This is a genomic window from Lysinibacillus pakistanensis (genome assembly GCF_030123245.1).
GTDB lineage: Bacteria > Bacillota > Bacilli > Bacillales_A > Planococcaceae > Lysinibacillus > Lysinibacillus pakistanensis.
On sequence record NZ_CP126101.1, the window covers coordinates 2842407 to 2859011 of the forward strand.

Consider the following 16605-nt stretch of genomic DNA (forward strand, 5'->3'; position numbering starts at 1 on the left):
TTTGGTAGTGTGGGCTTGATACCGTATTGTGCCGTTTTTGCCCCAGCGACCATTTCTGTTCGCATTTTTTTGATGGTGTCACATTCACTTGATGATGAAGAATTGATAGCTATAAAATTCTTTCAACTTTAATTGAATTTAAGTAGTTCTCTTTTTTTTACCCAAAATTGGGGTACAAACGTAATTTGTACCCCGCAACCCTTGCTATATAAGCTTTTTTAGACTACCTAAATATACTATGTTCATAAAGGTAATCATACGATAGATCGACAAACAAGTATTCATGCTCGTTAATGGCGATAGAAAACGTCCTCGTAATTTCCCCTGTTTCAATATCCCGATATAACTCAGAAATTTCTCCGCTTTGATCATTGCGCATCTTGATAATGGTTTGTAGGAAATATGGGCGCCAGCTCCAGTTTTTATTGATTGCTCTTGGCTGTAATTCCCATTTCCTATCTATACGCATGATGTTTGGGGATAGTTGGAAACCGTCCTCATTACAAATATAAAGACGGAACGAATAATGATCTAATAGCTGTGCTAAATGCTCCAAATGAGAGATGCTATCACTAGAAGGTTTTACTCGATGGATAATTGCCTCTAGCTCCTCCCTCAGCTTTTTTAGCTCAAAATATTGTGTCTCTAGCATTTTCTTCTCAGAGGTAATAAATTGCTGACATTCCTCTTTGAAGCGCTCCTTTAATATATCCTTCTCAACAAATGTTATTGCAGGGTTTGCTAAGTAAGGCCCTTGATAGTACCGTCCTCCATTTTTCCAGGCAAATTGTAACTGATAGACAGTTTCAATTCCTTCAAATAAGAGGTTTGCTCCAATTTTATAGGCTAGCCCTCCTATTGCTGAAATCATATCGGATTGAGCAGACCAAGAATCATAATTTAAATCTCGTGTATTAACCTTTAGAATTTGTGGGGATAACAGAGCAATATGCTCTAGGTGACTCTCCGCGCCGACTTCCTGAACAGCAATTTTCACACCATACGTCGTAAAGTAACGCAATGCATGGTGTAATTTATGGATATCCCCTAAAAAACGATGCTCCGAAACGACCAGTACAATCCGGTGGAAATCTTCTTCTCGAATATATTGCTGAATAATATTAAAATGACTCTCTCCAAAATCTTGCATTAAAACATTGGGATTACTTGGAATATAGATATCAAGCTCTGGTGCAATTTCGTCTATTTTAACTAAAGCAGCATGCAAAATTTTATGTTCCATGTCAATGCGATACTCCTCGGGAATATCTTCATTATTTACAAAATCCTTTAGATTAATTTGTTGACCCTCAATTTGTAACTGTCCGGAAATTTCGTAGGCAATCACCGTATGCGCATCTGCGCTAAATATCGGTTGAAAATACCCATGTATTTGATCTAAATTTGTTAACACTTCAATTGCGTCCATTGTCGAAACCTCCATACATGAATAACCAACTAACCGTTATTCAAGAATAGCATTACATTCACAGCTTATTTATAAAAAAGCTCTCTGAGTGTATCATAATTTGTTTATAGTAAATTCGCAACTTCACTTGCCATAAATTGTTCAAAATTAATTGTGGAAAATTTTTTGTAGCTCCTAACAATTACTTCTAACACAAATATTTTTTACAGAAATGAAATCCTGCTCTGAGTGATTTCACTTTATCACTATAACTTATGCAGTAGGTCTTGGTGTAAGTCGTGATAGCTAAGGATATTTCACCTATTTCCTTGTCATTATTCATTCGTTCACCCATTATTTTGGACGATTTTACGAAAATTTGGTTCGGTGATAATCCTTTCTCCCACCATTCCAAATAAAAAGCAGTATTCCTATGCATGGATTTAAACCCTACAGGAATACTGCTTATAACTATTCTGACATAAAAAAATACCAAATAATAGCAATCGTCACTAATGATAAAATGACAGCAATTGTGACCCGAAGCGGTGAAATCGGAGCATCTCCACCTACTTGACCGGTTTGTCCGTTCACCATAAAACGGAATATTTTCTCTTTGTAACGGAACGAGGACAGCCAAATCGGTAACATTAGATATTTATATGTAATATCATCATGTGTAGTAGAAAAACGTAAACTGGATACAACGTCTGCATTTTTCTCCCAACGAATTTTAGAAGTGATTTGTGCATGTAAATGATCATGAATTTCCTTCTTCGCTTGGCCCCAGCCATCCTGTAAACCAATACTGTATCGTTCTGATAGAAAGCCAGCTACATATTCTGGTTTATAAGCTTTATTATTAAGTAGATTGAAGGGTTCTATTTTCCGCATCATATTGCGATCATATCGAGTGGTTGCACTAATTAAATGATCATCGATAAATTCCTGATAAAAACCGCTCGTTGAATACCAGTCTGTTACAGTTTGAGTTTTTCCATCCTTATCAGTAACTGTACGATGTTTACCATAACTTGCCGAATACCTTGAGCTTGTTTTCGTATCAAAAGTCCAATAAGGTAAATATACACCTTTAAAGGAGTCAGGCTTCGCACTTATTTTTGCCGCTCTTGGAGTAAACCATCTTCCTCTAATCCATTTTTGAAAGTTCTCACCCGCTTGCTTATCGGTAATTTCAAAAGCGCAAACGCCATTTGGTGCTAATGTATTTTTTGCACTTGCCTCCATTACCTGATTAGAGCCACAATAAGGACAACGATCAGCTACCTGTAAAGCATCATAAATTGTTTCCGCTGCGCAAGCCTCACAGATAACTGTTTTTTTCTCAACACCCCAGTTAAAATTTCCACGTTCTTCAGCCATTGCAAAGTCCATTTCCTGGGCAACTTTTTCTTCTTCCTTTTCTGGAATTGCAATTTCAGACTCATAGCCACAATAAGGGCATGAAAGTTTTCCGCTTGCTGGATTAAATTCAATAGAGGCACTACATGATGGACACTCAGCGTCGAAATCAAGCTTTACTTGTTTAACATTTTCAGCTTCTTGTGTTGACATCACTAGTCATCCCCTTACTTAATGTCATTTTCATCGAAAACATCTCCACATTCAGGACAGAATTTTGGAGGATTCCCAGGATTCTCAGGCTCCCAGCCACATTTATCACAAGCATACTGCAAAGCCCCTGAAGGTTTTTTGGTTCCACATTCACCACAGAATTTACCTTTGTTGACAGCACCACATACACATGTCCAACCCTCTTCTTGTGGCTTTGCTCCCCCACAGTTTGAACAGAATTTCCCAGTATTCTCATGGCCACATGCACATGTCCATACCCCAGAAACTGAAGTTGTTTGACCCTGTGCAGCAGCTTGTGCCATTTGAGCTTGTTTATTTTGCTCATTCATTTGATAAAGCTGACCAGCGTTAACCCCACCAGCCTGTGCTGCCATATTCATACCCATAAAACCAGCCATTGCGCCACCCTCGTTATTTGCAGCTGCAATCATTGCTTCCGCCTGTGCACCTGTTAAATGTGCCGCTGCCATACCTGGATCACGCATCACTGCATTTCGTTGCAATTGCTTAATCATTGCTTCATCTTCTTCAGATGCTTTTAAAGAACTAATACCAAATGAGACAACAGCTAATCCACGAGTTGCCAGCCACTTTTCTGATAACACTTTATTAAGAGCATCTGCTAACGCTACTGTATGTGCAGGAATTTCACTATAGCGTACTCCACTTGCGGAAATATGTGCAAAAGCTGGTTGTAACGCAGTCATTAGCTCCGTTTTCAGTTGACTATCAATAGCATCCCTTGTGTACTCACGTTCAACATTTCCACAAACATTTGTATAGAATAATAATGGATCAACAATTTTATAAGAATATTCACCATGACAACGAATGGCAATATCAATATCCAAACCGATATTACGATCAATCACACGGAATGGAATCGGTGCTGGTGTCCCGTATTTATTACCTACGATTTCTTTTTTATTAAAGTAATACACACGTTGATCCTTTGCTGGTTCACCCCCAAATGTAAATCGCTTGCCAATCTGCTTAAATGTTTCCATAATTCCTTGAGATAAATCACTGCCGTACATAATGGAAGGTTCAGTGGATGTATCGTACACATACTCACCAGACTCTGCAGAAAATTCTACTACCTTCCCCTGTTCAACGATCATCATACATTGTCCTTCATTAATGGCAATAATAGAACCATTGCTAATAATATTGTCGTTGCCCTTATTAGAACCGCGTTTGGAGGTACGCTTTACACCCTTTTCAACCAGCACATCCGATGAAAGAGAATCACAGTAAAAATACTCACGCCATTGATCTTCCAAGACGCCTACTAATGCGCCTACTCCTGCTTTTAATAATCCCATAAAATTCCCACCTTCAACATCTATATTTAAGCTTATTTTATCATTAAAAATAATCTAATCTCTATGTAGTACGCAAGATTAGACAAATTGTTTCATATTTTTTAAAACTACTGTAAAAACAAAACGAGGTTACCCAATGAATAATCATTTAGCGTAACCTCGTTATTAATGATTATGAAAGCGCAGCGATAGCTACAAGAACCCAAGCAATGATAAATAGCAGTCCACCAATTGGCGTAATTGCACCTAGCTTTTTAATACCTGATAAAGCTAATACATATAAACTGCCAGAGAAAAACACAATACCAGCGAACATTAAGTAGCCTGCCCAAGAAAGTATAGTAGAAGCACCTAAAAGGGCATCACTCGACAAAATACCTAGACCTAGAATGCCTAATGAGTGATACATATGATATTGCACAGCAGTTTCCCAAATTGCTGCATAGTATGGAGACGAAAACTTATCCTTTAGAGCATGTGCTCCAAAGGCACCAAGAACAACACCAAATCCAGCCAAGATAGCTCCTAAAGCAAGTAGAATTTCCATATTTTGTTCTCCTATTTCGCCTCACGCGCAATTTCTTTATATTTCGCATCCCATGCTGGATCAATTTTACTTAAAGACACAGGACGTAATGTATCTTTATGTGCAAGTATATGTACGGACTGTGCTGTTGCTGCAATCGTGCCGTCTTCATGTAAAATTTCATAGCCATATGTCGTACGCAGACGGTCATGCTTTTCAACCCATGTACGCACAGTAGCTACTTGACCATAGTGCATCGCAGCCTTATAAGAAATGGATAAATCCATAACAGGAGACACATACCCGTCCTTTTCTAATGCTGCATACTCAAAGCCAGCATCACTAACAAGCTGTGTACGTCCAATTTCCATCCAAATGATGTAGTTTGCATGGTACACCACGCCCATTTGGTCTGTCTCAGCATAACGGATTTCAATTTGTTTTTCACTTACAAACATTTTCTTCACCTCGTCCTACATTATAGCGTAAAAATATTGATTTGGTGGGTTTTTGCTCTGGGGATGTTAGAAGGGTGAAAAATTGAGAAATGTTCTTTTGATATTTAATTTTAAAAATGAATTTTTGAAAATAAATAACTTAAATCCATATAAACTCGTATTAACTCTTTTAATTGGGGTACTTTCTGGGGTACCGTGGGTACCAATTAAGATCATTTATTAAACAAGTAATGAGCAGGTGCAATATATAAATATTATTAAAAAAAAGAAAAGTTACTCATATAAACTTAATGAGTAACTTTTCCTTTTTTATAAATTACTGTTAATAGTAAAATTTAAACTTTCTTTGGTAACATCCATTACCTTGAAGTGTTTATATTTTAACCAGTCATTCTAATTATCAAGACCTAATTTTAAAAAAGATAGAAAAATTAAAGGGTTCTACATATTAGTCATATCTAATATGTAGAACCTTTTCTTCTTTTACTAAAGCACCCCGTTAGTTGAATAAGAAAAGATGCCGTTGAGTGCCTTTATTTGTTGTAAGATTTCTTCCACTATTATTTACTGTCCAATTTAATAATTTCCGATTTCTCGTTCCACCCTAATTTCGCTTCGATCTTATCATTTTCAGTTGTGTAAACTTCACAGCCAGTACATTCGACATTAAATGAATGTATATTATTTTCATTGTTAAAAGTTTCTTCACCAATACCAACATCTAACGATGTTGATGCATTCTTTATTTTATATACGAATACTTCAGGTGCAGGTTCTTTTCCAATATATTTAATTGTAAATTCTCCAAATTCTCTTTCTTTAGTAACTTCAGTTTCGTACATTACAATCCAAGTGTTACTTTTTCCTTCAAAACTATATTCTTTTCCATCTTGTGAACAAGCACTTAAAGTCAAGGTTAAAAAAATAAATACAACGCCTATCTTATATAACTTCATAGTTGCACCCCTAAATAAAATTATTTACACTCAATGTTAACATTATTTACCATCACGATAAAGAAAAAAAGAGCTGCATTATGCAACTCAATGATCTTCAAGTAAAGCACCCGTTAGCGTAACAAAATACTGCCGATTGCGGAGCAATAACGATACCTATGGTTCCCAACGTTCTCGACTCAAGTAAAAAAATATTAGGTATCTCTCTTAATTCGGTTTCCTTCTCGATGGAAACATGGGTTGGAGCGATAGTTGAACATGAACGTTATCAGAAGCGTTCTACTAGTCATATTGTGAGTACAGCGCAAGCATATCATCAGCACAGCCAGCTGTGATCGTATTTGCTTGTTCAGCATGTTTTACGGCCTCAGCGTAAAGTTGTAGATTAAAACTAACAGAAGCCATTATTAAATGCCATTCAGCGTCCGTAATTCCCTTATCAGAAACAGTTTGCAGCAGCCTGTATGCTTGCTCAAATGGATTGGTCTGGTCAGAATAATCTTGCAGATAATTCAATGCCCTTGCAAATGCTAAAATCATTTCATATGACCACTGTTCCTGAGGGTACTGCTGCAGGATTGATTTTATTTCATTATAATTACCTACAAGCTTCATTACATCCATCTCTGCCTCAAGATCGTTTATATACTGCATGTCAATCATTCAGCTTGCTCCCTTCTATATTCATGTACCAATTTTACTAATTATTGATACATGATGTAAAAGAGGATTTCGTCTTATTTTTTGCAATCCTGCCCGTTAGCTTAATGCCGTTCCCAGTCTACCAATGATGCTTTTTGTATCTGATCAAAGTTTATACGTTTTATCGATAAATCAGCATCTAATAGTAGTTCTTTCTTATATAAATTTTTGTGTTCTACTAACAGCATGTGCAATTTGTTGAGATGTCCAACCTTTATACACTTCACTATAAATATCTTTAAAAAAATCTGTTGTAATACCAACAAGGCTTCCTTTGTTATATTTAGTAATCATTTCAAGGGTTATTTCGTTATCTGAAACAGCAATAAAGTTACTTAGAAAAAAATCGTCATAGTATTTTCCCCCATCAGCACGTACTAACCAATAGCCCGTATCATTAGGTATCTCTAAAATATTACTATAAACATCCATTAAATTTCCTCCATATGTCAAATTATCTATTCTATAAATATATCAGAAATAATGGAATTGTTTAAATAATAGACCACGAAAAATATCATAATTTCTCCGTGGCCCTTTGATTTAGATAGTTCGTTTCACAACAAAAATAAGCAATCCTAATGCTTCACCATCTGACATACAATCTACTCGATCACTGTGGTCAACTTTCAATATAATAAGACGTTTATTTGTATATATTACGGTCATCATAGTTTATATTGAGGAAATTAAAGCAGCATTAGTAAGTTATTGAATAAGCTAAACCGTCCAATGTAGAACTTGAAACAGATAACTAACAAAGTTGTCTGTTTTTTATTATGGTAAATAAGTATAGGTATGGTTAAAGTTGTTATTGTAGGTTATTAAAAGAAATAACCTTAGACAATTTTAAGGAGGATACATAAGTGATTAAGTTGAATGTAGAATGGAGTCATGGACACATCCTGGTTAAGTAAGTATTATTATAACCAAGAGAGGACGTGTCTTTTTTATGAGTCAAAAAAGATTTAATAAAGAATTTAAACAAACTGTTGTGGAGCTTTATCACTCTGGTACACCAGTCAGTCAACTGTCTAGCGAATATGGCGTTTCTGAAGTAACTATTTATAAATGGATTAAGTTACATTCTCCAATCGAAGGTGCAGAAGAATTAACTGCAGCGGAAGTTTCTTCGATCCAAAAAGAAAATCTTCGGTTAAAGCAGGAGATTGAAATCTTAAAAAAGGCTATGACCATATTCGCGAAAAAGTAACAGAACAAGAACTCATTGACCATATTGAAAACGAAAGCGAACATTATCCTATTCAATTAATGTGTCGCGTTTTAAAGGTACCCAAAAGTACGTATTATCAGTCTTTCCACAAGAAACCAAGCGTGTACGAAGTTGAAAACAAAAAAATTACAGGACGTATTTGTGCCATTCACAAAGAAAGTGATGGACGATACGGTGCGTCGAAAATACATGCACAGTTACTCAAAGAAGGCGTGAAAGTTAGTATTAAACGCGTCCAGAAACTCCAATACCTCAGCTTCTACGCGTGTAGTTTACCTATTTACGATTCACGTAACATTATGCTGACCTTAGAGCCACAAGCATTTGTGAGCTATCTACATTTCTATATTCAACAATTTTCTCCACTAGGAAGTATTACATATTTACGAACTTGGTTCACAGACCTTACTTATTTCATTGTATATCAATTAGTTATCAAATGGAATTATTTCATGAGCTATTTTCATTCGTGTGGCTGTTAGAAGTCACCTTATTAAAATATTTAATATCAACCTTTTCAAAAATAAATCCAGGAGATTATTTGACAATAAATTGCAAAAAGTTTAGTTTTATATTAATAAAAAATAAAGGAGCATTCCTGTTAGAAGGATTTTCAGGGGCTTGAAAAAGAAAAAGCCCTCTTGTATGATGCATGAGTGTCAACGGGAAATTGACTCATCATCACATAGGAGGACTCCAATTATGAATTCTAATACGAACCAAAAGATTAATCAAGTCTCTGAAAAAACACTCGTCATCGGTATCGATATTGCCAAGCGTACACATTATGCATGCGCGGTTGATGAAAGAGGACGCGTGCTCCAAAAATCGTTCCCTTTCTCGCAAACAAGAGAAGGTTTCGATACTTTTTATGAAAGAATAATGGCTTTACGTGCTACGCATGAAAAAAGCGATGTGTTAGTTGGTTTTGAACCTACCGGTCATTACTGGATGAATCTAGCTGCCTATCTTTGTGCCCATGGAATTCCGTTTATCATGGTGAATCCTCATCATGTCAATCGTTCCAAAGAGCTGGATGACAATCTTCAAACAAAGAATGACCAAAAGGATGCGCTCGTCATTGCACGTTTAATGCGAGATGGACGGTTTAGTTATCCACGTATTCTAGAAGGCGTGGAAGCTGAATTGCGTAATGGTACAACCTTGCGTGCCAAAATCCAAGAAGATGTAAATGCCCTTCAAAATCGAATGATTCGTTGGTTAGATCGCTTTTTTCCTGAGTTTACACAGGTATTTAAAAACTTCGGGAAAATGGCATATGCGGCGCTTGAAAAGACACCACTGCCGATGGACATTCAAGGGAAAACGCCAGAAGAATTATTATTTTTATACCGCCAAGTAGATGGAATGAAAAGTCCACAGCTACCAAAGGCAAAACAATTAGTCGAGGTGGCACAAAGCTCGATTGGACTGACAGAAGGCTTAGTGATGGCACGCATTGAAATCGCTACACTACTTTCCCAGTATCAATTGATGCAAGCTCAGCTTGATGAATTAACAGCCCAGCTGATAGAACTGGCAAAACAAATGACGGACTATGCGTATTTAGCATCAGTACCTGGTATCGGAGACGTAACGATTGTTGAGTTGCTTTCAGAAGTCGGTTCTCTCACACAATATGAGCATCCACGCCAATTAATGAAGCTAGCGGGACTCACATTACGTGAAAACTCTTCTGGACAGCATAAAGGACAAAAACGGATTTCTAAGCGTGGTAGAAGAAAACTTCGAGCTCTTTTATTCCGTGTCATGATACCGTTAATTCGTCATAATGAGGCCTTTAAGCAATTACATGATTATTACACTACACGCACCATCAATCCACTTCGAAAGAAACAATCGATTGTCGTGCTCTGTGGAAAGTTACTGAAGATTTTACACACCTTGTGCAAGAAGAAAGTACATTTTGATGTGAGCCAAATGATGAAGGACCTTTATTGTCTCGGAGAGGCAGCCTAAGCAATCGGAACTCGACCTCTAACAGAAGGATGACACAGAGAAGCCGGCATTATTTTCACCATAAGACTACGAGTCCCTTGAGGAGCATCGCCAGCCTCTGCCTTATGAATAGACCGAACGAAGGAATGTATGCGCTAGACGCCAAGAGACATGGGAGGGTAAGTCGTCATAAGCATCGCAGAGATCCATTAGTGCATCACATAGTGGAATTGAAAGTTAATTTTATCCAATTAGCTTTAGCGAAGCATACTCACCAAATTACAATGAATTGAAAAACTAGAAAAAACTATATGTACTATGCGGTGAAAAAATATTTTCACCACATTAAAAATGGGTCAAACCGTTGATATATCAACATTTATAGAGGGAGGAAATTTATGTCTAAAAATATTTTCTAACTGATTTGGATAGGATTAATGAAAAAGGAGTATTAGTCACTGGACATGGAAAAGGGTTGGTTGCTGGGAATTCTATTATTAACGGTGAATATATCGCAAATGACATGGTTAGGCTCTCTATTAAGGACAATGAACTTTTCGGTTATCAAGGTTACATAGAAAATGAAGATAATGAATTAACTAAAATTGAGTATCTTCTATACTTTTACGAACAATCTGAGCCCAACCAACCAACAACTACAGAAATAATTAATGTTGAAAAATACCTATCTTTAAGTAAACATAATATTGACACTGTGCACAAATTGCAATGATGTCAAGTATAATGTTCGGTCAATCACCTAAAGACACGGTTAACGCTTATAGTGAATACGAAACAATTTTAAAACAAGCGAATCATGTTATTTTTGCTGCTATTCCTTTTACTAAAAATGAAGATGATAGAGCAAAATTGGTAAATAGTTTAATTAAATAACCAATATATAACTTCCTTTTTATGATTGAGTATTGTTTAATGAAGAAAGCTTAGAATCCTTACTATAGGACTATAAGCTTTAATTATTCTTACTCAATCGTAGCTGATGGCTTAGATATAATATCATACAGTTGACTTGTTTTATTTCGTCTACAAGGCTTACAGATACTTTTCCAAGTACATTCCAAAGGATACATACCCAGTAAAAAGTCATACCATCGATTGATGTTACTGTGCGGATACCGATTGCGTAGTCATACGTTTATTTCAAAATATATGGTGACTCTAAATTAGCACACCATTTTGTTCATTCAAATATAGCAGGTGAAGGGGTGTGTTGCAATATTATATGAATAAGTAGACTTTTTTAACTTGTTAGTTGCTTTACACTTATTAGCTTTATTTTTTTGCAACTCATCGCCCCGTGATTTGGAAGAAATGGTATCTTGATGATTTCTCCCTCTTCAAATAAATCTAATTTGGATTTCAAACGAGAAACATTTTTAATTGCCAACATATCAAACGTCTCTTCAGAATTTAACTCCACCTTCTTAAATCAATTATCAATTATTATTCAAAATAATAATCAAACTATATCTTCTTTTAAAAAACTTATGCCATTTTTCTTCAAAATTTTCCAATCCGAATTATCCCCCTTGAAAAAACCTACTGTTAAAACTTCATAGACAAATAGCCAATTTTCTTCAAAATCGTCTTTATCTTTAATTAATTCTTTGGCTAATTCTTTAAATATCTTTACACTGTCCTTTTCTTTGGCTACTTTCTTATAATAAACAAACCCTAAAAGTAAACTAATGCAGTGTTTAGATTCTAATATAAAATCTAAACTTATTTTTGAAATTTTAAATTTATACTTTACTGCAAAAAATAAAGCATAACAAATCATTTCAAAATTATTAGTTTTTTCTCCTTCAACATATATTATATTGCTAAAATCCTCTATTTCCTCATCCGCTATATTTTGATTTTCATAAACATATGTATCAATTAATGGTATAAGATATGGAAATACAATTGCTAAATGTAATATATTTTTTTGATAATATACTCGTGCATTTTTAGACAATTGCTTACCATCAATCATCTTCATTACATAGTTTAAAATAGCTGCATTATTATTATTCGCATACAATAACTCAATAGCTGTATCAAGTAATAATTTCACATCTTTATAGTCTAAATATTTTTTGTTAGTAGTTAATATGACACTCAATTTTCTAATCCACTTTTCAGATGATGTTTGAGGTAATTGAGAAATTTTTGTTTTTTTATGATTAAGCATCAAATTTAACTTTCTAAGCTCAGCATTAATATCTACTAAAAATCTTTGTACGTCATCATTAGAAGTTACAAAACATGTATAATCATCTATATTTCTAATATATTTCCATCCTTTTTTAGTTAACTCATTATCTACACATGTTAAAATAATTTCAGATAAGATATTTGAAGAATGAGGTCCAATTAATAAACCATGCGTTTCACCATTCGTGGTACCTCTTACATAAAAATCAAGTTGATTAAACCAATGTGAAGGCTGTCTATTTTTCTTTGCATATTCCTTACCAGCTAAAGCCCAAGCCAATGAGTGTGTATACATACTAGGAAAGCAAGTAGAAATATCTACATTAACAACAAATTTTGCACCTATGAAACGACATAATTTATAATAATTTATTGGATTGGGTACTCCCAAAGCCCTTGGAATATTAGTATTACGTATACTTTCATATTTAATATAATTAGTTTCTTTACATGTAGTGTCAAATGTGGGTAAATTGTTTTTACAGTATTCATAAAAATTACTACTATCAAAAATAGGTGGAAGTTTCTCACAAAATAACCCATAGCCTAATAATCCTTCAAAAATATCATCACCATTAAATTCATTCATGAAATCTATATATTTTTTCAATTATCTCACCTAAAAAATCATCTTTCTAATCAATATTCTTTAAATCTATAAAATATATTTCCAGTTTGTGATGCGTGTCTTCTTTTTCTAATTATCAAGTTTTTTAAATCTACTTGATTCTCTAACACTGAAACTAAATCATATCCATCCATTAATATTAATGAGCTTCTTCCTCTTGAATGAATAGCAATTGCATCACTAGAAAATCCATTAATTGATAAAAATAATCCCAATGTATTATCTAGTTTCCTGTTTATTTTCCCCACAAATGCGTCTAAATCAGAAGCATCAATTGATTTTTTCTTCCATTTAGCCTCAAATAGATAGTCTGTACCTTCTAAAGTAAAAGCTCCATCTAATTGCTCACCAACATTTCTGAATGATGCTTTTGGGTCTAAATCAAATAAATCAAAAAGGTCATACATTATTTTTTCTAATTCAAATCCTCGTTGTTGAGCATCTGTTCTACTAGTTAATTGATAGTAGTTTGTTTTAATTTCATCTAATTTGACTAAAAAAGCATTACTTTTAACTAACTTTTCATATTCCATTCTTTTCTTTTCTGACTCTTGTCTTATCTTTTTTATACTTGCGTCATTTTTAGAAATTTCTTCTTTTAAAGCTAATACAGCATTTCTAGCCTTCAATACTTTTGATGCTCCATCTTCTAGGTGTTCCAAATGATTAAAAGTATTCATTTTTGATACTTCATTAAATAGTCTACGAATATCTCCTAAATTCTTTTCTCTATCTTCTAATAAACTATCGACAACATCAGAAGCAATCTTTCTCTTTGCATCAGTCCAATTCACCTTTAGAAATATCGATTTATTTGAAATACAATTCATTAAAAAACTTTTCAAGTCATTTTTATACCAATAAATATTGCATAAAGCCTCTTTTAAACATTGAATAGCTATAGCCGATATATTCATTAATTTTCATCCTTTCATTGTCCAAATACACAATCAACAAAAAATATATAAATTACAATATATTCATAATGTTAATAAAAAATTACATACTAAATAGATAGACAATTTTACAGTCTACAACACTATCTTTATTAAAGAATTAACCTATTATGTCATAACTTAACTTTAATTATACACGAATTATAAAGAATCTATAAAAATAAAAAAGCGAATGGAACTTTTTCTCATTCCATCCACTCGTCCTTATTCCCCTGTATCTTCAAAGATACTTCTTAAATATTTTTGACGCTCTTCACTTAAACTATTAAAAATTTCTTCATTAAAATATTCCTTCATTTCTTCCACTGTACAAATACCTTCTACCTCATCAGTAAAAATCCCCTCATCAATTTCACACTCTTTAAATACCAAGACAATAAACCCTTCTATCTCTACGGCTCTATCAAGTGCTATTTGTGCAAATAAAAACGTATCATTGATTTTCTCTTTAATGTTGTAAAAATCACTTACTTTTAGCAAGCCATTGGCATTATTAATATAATGCCAAACTACACCTGCTTCTCTTTCAATAATTTTTTCTAATGCACCTTTTTCTTCTGCTACATTTTGATAATATGCTGCTAAAGATACTTGAAAATCACGCTCTATAAATGCCTCATAGTCACATGAAAAACCTTCTAAATCAATCTCATTGCTGCTCATCCCAAGCCATCCATTCAATTCTTCAATAAAAATACTCTCATCCTGTTCTTGACCTTTATTCGCAAAATCCACTTGAATCACTTTATTTTTATCGCTTTTCATAAAATAGCTCCTTCATATTTAATTATGCTTATCCCATTAAATACTTTAAATTGACCACATTGCCATTCGTATGACCTTGCTCAACTTTATTTTCTATAAAATCTTCCAACTCACCTTTAATTACACCAAAGCATTGTTGCACACGCTTTGATTTACCATTCTTCTTAATGGGCTTCTTCACAACTCGCCCTTCAAATCCTTCTATATCCGCAAACAAATCTATTTCAAAATTCCCTCTATTTTTGGCTCGATAATTATTATTTTTACACCATTCAAAATATAATTCATACAGCTCGTCCAGCGTCATATAATCGCTTTCTAATAGCTTCAATACTTCCATTTCATTCTGCTGATTTTTATACGTCAATTCCGTCATCAATTCATGCTTCCCATGACGCATTTCATAATCTAGCAGCGTGACATTTTCCATCATAAATTTCTTTACAACTTTTAAAGAATTAAGATACTCCTCAATGAGCCTTTCCATTGTTGGTGTAACAGTTAATTGCTTTGTATGATTAATAACATTGCTATAAGCCTTAACACTCAAATGTATTAAACATTGAATAACCTTTTCATCTGCTACATACATGGCTATTTCCTCGCTATTATAAACAGCTTTTTCAGCCACTTTATATGGGCAATTGACAATTCTTAATCGCCTTTTAATTGCCTCACCACTCTCATTAAATGGTGGGATGAAGTTACATGAGAAAATCAACTTTGCGTAGCTGCTTTTAAATTCACTATCCTTAAATTTTTTTCCATCCTTACTTTATCTTCGCCTGTCAATAGCTTTAGATTTTTCATATCCACCATACCATTCTTGCCTAGCTCACCACCAATATTCGCTAACTTTCCTTCTAGCAAGCCAAGTGTAAAACTTTTATCATTGGATAAATCCTCTAAGCTCACATTGCTGACATTCGTTGCACCTAGTAAATTGGTGATAAGACTTAATAATGTACTCTTACCATTACCACCCTCACCATACAAAATAACAAATTGTTGATGCAATATCCCCACTGTCATACACATGCCAATATACTCTAATAAAACAGGAATGGATTCCTCTTCTACAATCGTATGGAGAATATTCATCAAAATCTCCATAGATTGCTCATCATAGCCTCGAACAAGTTTATGAGGCGCTGGTCGGTCTGTCTGTCCCTAATATTTAGTAATTTATAAATACCAAAGGAAGAAACATTTACCTGTCCGATCTCCCCTTAATTTTATACTGTATATTATTTAAAATGATACATTTGTAACGCTTGGAACATATGTAACTAGATTGCATGTAAGAAATAGTTTACAATTTGTAAAAAATAAATTACAATCAGTATAGAGGTGGTGCTATTGTTAAATAACAAATTAGTAATTTGTAGGGCGGAAAAAGGATGGACACAACAACAATTAGCTGATGTGGTTGGTGTCAGTCGACAAACTATAGCAGCTTTAGAGAAAAATAAATATAATCCGTCTTTGATTCTAGCTTTTAAAATTGCTAATTCATTTGAGAAAGAAATAACGGATGTATTTAATTATGTGGAGGATGAATAATGGTCAACGTAGCTACGATTAGTATTTGTGTTTTAGCAGTGTTAGTAATTATCGCAGAACTTTACAAATCTACATTTGAACGTAGGATGGAGTCGCAAGATGAGAGAGGTCAAATGCTCATCTTTAAAATCAAGTCATTTTCTTATTCTGTTCTAACTGTTGGTATATTAATTGGAGTAGCACTAGTAGCAATGTTTAAATTAATAGATAAAGAATATTTTATTTATTATGTAATGCTTGTGTTTTTCATTCAAAGTATATCATCATCTATTTATTTAGCCGTTGTTCGGAGAGTGTAAAATATTTTGT

19 protein-coding genes and 1 pseudogene are annotated in these 16605 nt (G+C 34.1%); 6 read left to right on the forward strand and 14 right to left on the reverse strand.

From position 1 onward, the window contains the following. Positions 1 to 223: 223 nt before the first annotated feature. The 8 genes from QNH24_RS13980 to QNH24_RS14015 form a co-directional block, all read right to left on the reverse strand. The gene (locus tag QNH24_RS13980; RefSeq protein WP_283868193.1) at positions 224 to 1429 is read right to left on the reverse strand and encodes an EAL-associated domain-containing protein; all 1206 of its coding nucleotides are present in this window, start codon (positions 1427 to 1429) and stop codon (positions 224 to 226) included. Between the two features lie 450 nt (positions 1430 to 1879). Then, the gene (locus tag QNH24_RS13985; protein ID WP_283868194.1) at positions 1880 to 2983 is read right to left on the reverse strand and encodes a TFIIB-type zinc ribbon-containing protein; all 1104 of its coding nucleotides are present in this window, start codon (positions 2981 to 2983) and stop codon (positions 1880 to 1882) included. A 14-nt stretch (positions 2984 to 2997) separates the two neighbouring features. After that, positions 2998 to 4329 (reverse strand): SPFH domain-containing protein, encoded by a 1332-nt coding sequence (locus QNH24_RS13990; RefSeq protein WP_283868195.1) that lies wholly within the window; start codon positions 4327 to 4329, stop codon positions 2998 to 3000. Between the two features lie 172 nt (positions 4330 to 4501). After that, entirely contained in the window at positions 4502 to 4876 is a 375-nt protein-coding gene (locus QNH24_RS13995; protein ID WP_283868196.1) for a DUF423 domain-containing protein, read from the reverse strand. Between the two features lie 11 nt (positions 4877 to 4887). Beyond that, positions 4888 to 5313: an acyl-CoA thioesterase gene (locus QNH24_RS14000; RefSeq protein WP_054770740.1), complete on the reverse strand. Its 426-nt coding sequence runs from the start codon at positions 5311 to 5313 to the stop codon at positions 4888 to 4890. Between the two features lie 560 nt (positions 5314 to 5873). Beyond that, complete coding sequence (locus QNH24_RS14005; RefSeq protein ID WP_283868197.1) at positions 5874 to 6269, reverse strand: hypothetical protein; 396 nt, start codon at positions 6267 to 6269, stop codon at positions 5874 to 5876. A gap of 282 nt (positions 6270 to 6551) precedes the next feature. Then, complete coding sequence (locus QNH24_RS14010) at positions 6552 to 6932, reverse strand: hypothetical protein (RefSeq protein ID WP_258270617.1); 381 nt, start codon at positions 6930 to 6932, stop codon at positions 6552 to 6554. A gap of 195 nt (positions 6933 to 7127) precedes the next feature. Further along, a complete protein-coding gene (locus QNH24_RS14015) occupies positions 7128 to 7403 on the reverse strand; it encodes a hypothetical protein (protein ID WP_283868198.1) in 276 nt (91 codons plus the stop codon). Positions 7404 to 7923: 520 nt separating this feature from the next. Between QNH24_RS14015 and QNH24_RS14020 the strand changes: the two genes are divergently transcribed. The 4 genes from QNH24_RS14020 to QNH24_RS14030 all read left to right on the forward strand — a co-directional run bounded on the left by QNH24_RS14020 (position 7924) and on the right by QNH24_RS14030 (position 11058). Next, positions 7924 to 8184: a transposase gene (locus QNH24_RS14020; protein ID WP_283868199.1), complete on the forward strand. Its 261-nt coding sequence runs from the start codon at positions 7924 to 7926 to the stop codon at positions 8182 to 8184. Positions 8185 to 8243: 59 nt separating this feature from the next. Continuing rightward, positions 8244 to 8687, forward strand: a complete 444-nt coding sequence (locus tag QNH24_RS26310) for an IS3 family transposase (protein WP_353051145.1) — start codon at positions 8244 to 8246, stop codon at positions 8685 to 8687. 220 nt (positions 8688 to 8907) lie between these two features. Then, on the forward strand, positions 8908 to 10185 hold the full coding sequence (locus tag QNH24_RS14025) for an IS110 family RNA-guided transposase (protein WP_283868200.1): 1278 nt from the start codon (positions 8908 to 8910) through the stop codon (positions 10183 to 10185). A 723-nt stretch (positions 10186 to 10908) separates the two neighbouring features. Beyond that, positions 10909 to 11058 (forward strand): hypothetical protein, encoded by a 150-nt coding sequence (locus QNH24_RS14030; protein WP_283868201.1) that lies wholly within the window; start codon positions 10909 to 10911, stop codon positions 11056 to 11058. 89 nt (positions 11059 to 11147) lie between these two features. Here QNH24_RS14030 and QNH24_RS14035 read toward each other — a convergent pair. From QNH24_RS14035 to QNH24_RS14060, 6 genes and pseudogenes are all read right to left on the reverse strand, one after another. Continuing rightward, positions 11148 to 11320, reverse strand: a pseudogene (locus QNH24_RS14035) (GMP synthase (glutamine-hydrolyzing)); the annotation flags it as partial. 324 nt (positions 11321 to 11644) lie between these two features. Next, the gene (locus QNH24_RS14040) at positions 11645 to 12994 is read right to left on the reverse strand and encodes an RNA-directed DNA polymerase (RefSeq protein ID WP_283868202.1); all 1350 of its coding nucleotides are present in this window, start codon (positions 12992 to 12994) and stop codon (positions 11645 to 11647) included. 29 nt (positions 12995 to 13023) lie between these two features. After that, positions 13024 to 13929: a restriction endonuclease gene (locus tag QNH24_RS14045; protein ID WP_283868203.1), complete on the reverse strand. Its 906-nt coding sequence runs from the start codon at positions 13927 to 13929 to the stop codon at positions 13024 to 13026. 243 nt (positions 13930 to 14172) lie between these two features. Beyond that, the gene (locus tag QNH24_RS14050; RefSeq protein WP_283868204.1) at positions 14173 to 14733 is read right to left on the reverse strand and encodes a hypothetical protein; all 561 of its coding nucleotides are present in this window, start codon (positions 14731 to 14733) and stop codon (positions 14173 to 14175) included. 28 nt (positions 14734 to 14761) lie between these two features. Next, positions 14762 to 15454, reverse strand: a complete 693-nt coding sequence (locus tag QNH24_RS14055) for a hypothetical protein (RefSeq protein ID WP_283868205.1) — start codon at positions 15452 to 15454, stop codon at positions 14762 to 14764. Further along, positions 15451 to 15834 carry a DUF5906 domain-containing protein gene (locus QNH24_RS14060; protein WP_283868206.1) on the reverse strand — a complete coding sequence of 128 codons (384 nt, stop codon included), beginning with the start codon at positions 15832 to 15834 and terminating at the stop codon, positions 15451 to 15453. Before QNH24_RS14060 ends, QNH24_RS14055 begins: the two co-directional genes overlap by 4 nt. A 258-nt stretch (positions 15835 to 16092) precedes the next feature. Here QNH24_RS14060 and QNH24_RS14065 point away from each other — a divergent pair, with 258 nt between their 5' ends. Together QNH24_RS14065 and QNH24_RS14070 are read left to right on the forward strand one after the other, a co-directional pair. Beyond that, positions 16093 to 16296, forward strand: a complete 204-nt coding sequence (locus QNH24_RS14065) for a helix-turn-helix transcriptional regulator (protein WP_054550329.1) — start codon at positions 16093 to 16095, stop codon at positions 16294 to 16296. Next, positions 16296 to 16595, forward strand: coding sequence for a hypothetical protein (locus tag QNH24_RS14070; RefSeq protein ID WP_283868207.1), 300 nt, complete (start codon positions 16296 to 16298; stop codon positions 16593 to 16595). The genes QNH24_RS14065 and QNH24_RS14070 overlap by 1 nt, the downstream gene beginning before the upstream one ends. Positions 16596 to 16605 lie beyond the last annotated feature (10 nt).

Coding starts and splice junctions, on each gene's coding strand:
- QNH24_RS13980 (WP_283868193.1), bottom strand. CDS start 1,429: ATGGACGCAATTGAAGTGTTAACAAATTTAGATCAAATACATGGGTAT.
- QNH24_RS13985 (WP_283868194.1), bottom strand. CDS start 2,983: ATGTCAACACAAGAAGCTGAAAATGTTAAACAAGTAAAGCTTGATTTC.
- QNH24_RS13990 (WP_283868195.1), bottom strand. CDS start 4,329: ATGGGATTATTAAAAGCAGGAGTAGGCGCATTAGTAGGCGTCTTGGAA.
- QNH24_RS13995 (WP_283868196.1), bottom strand. CDS start 4,876: ATGGAAATTCTACTTGCTTTAGGAGCTATCTTGGCTGGATTTGGTGTT.
- QNH24_RS14000 (WP_054770740.1), bottom strand. CDS start 5,313: ATGTTTGTAAGTGAAAAACAAATTGAAATCCGTTATGCTGAGACAGAC.
- QNH24_RS14005 (WP_283868197.1), bottom strand. CDS start 6,269: ATGAAGTTATATAAGATAGGCGTTGTATTTATTTTTTTAACCTTGACT.
- QNH24_RS14010 (WP_258270617.1), bottom strand. CDS start 6,932: ATGATTGACATGCAGTATATAAACGATCTTGAGGCAGAGATGGATGTA.
- QNH24_RS14015 (WP_283868198.1), bottom strand. CDS start 7,403: ATGGATGTTTATAGTAATATTTTAGAGATACCTAATGATACGGGCTAT.
- QNH24_RS14020 (WP_283868199.1), top strand. CDS start 7,924: ATGAGTCAAAAAAGATTTAATAAAGAATTTAAACAAACTGTTGTGGAG.
- QNH24_RS26310 (WP_353051145.1), top strand. CDS start 8,244: ATGTGTCGCGTTTTAAAGGTACCCAAAAGTACGTATTATCAGTCTTTC.
- QNH24_RS14025 (WP_283868200.1), top strand. CDS start 8,908: ATGAATTCTAATACGAACCAAAAGATTAATCAAGTCTCTGAAAAAACA.
- QNH24_RS14030 (WP_283868201.1), top strand. CDS start 10,909: ATGTTCGGTCAATCACCTAAAGACACGGTTAACGCTTATAGTGAATAC.
- QNH24_RS14045 (WP_283868203.1), bottom strand. CDS start 13,929: ATGAATATATCGGCTATAGCTATTCAATGTTTAAAAGAGGCTTTATGC.
- QNH24_RS14050 (WP_283868204.1), bottom strand. CDS start 14,733: ATGAAAAGCGATAAAAATAAAGTGATTCAAGTGGATTTTGCGAATAAA.
- QNH24_RS14060 (WP_283868206.1), bottom strand. CDS start 15,834: ATGAATATTCTCCATACGATTGTAGAAGAGGAATCCATTCCTGTTTTA.
- QNH24_RS14070 (WP_283868207.1), top strand. CDS start 16,296: ATGGTCAACGTAGCTACGATTAGTATTTGTGTTTTAGCAGTGTTAGTA.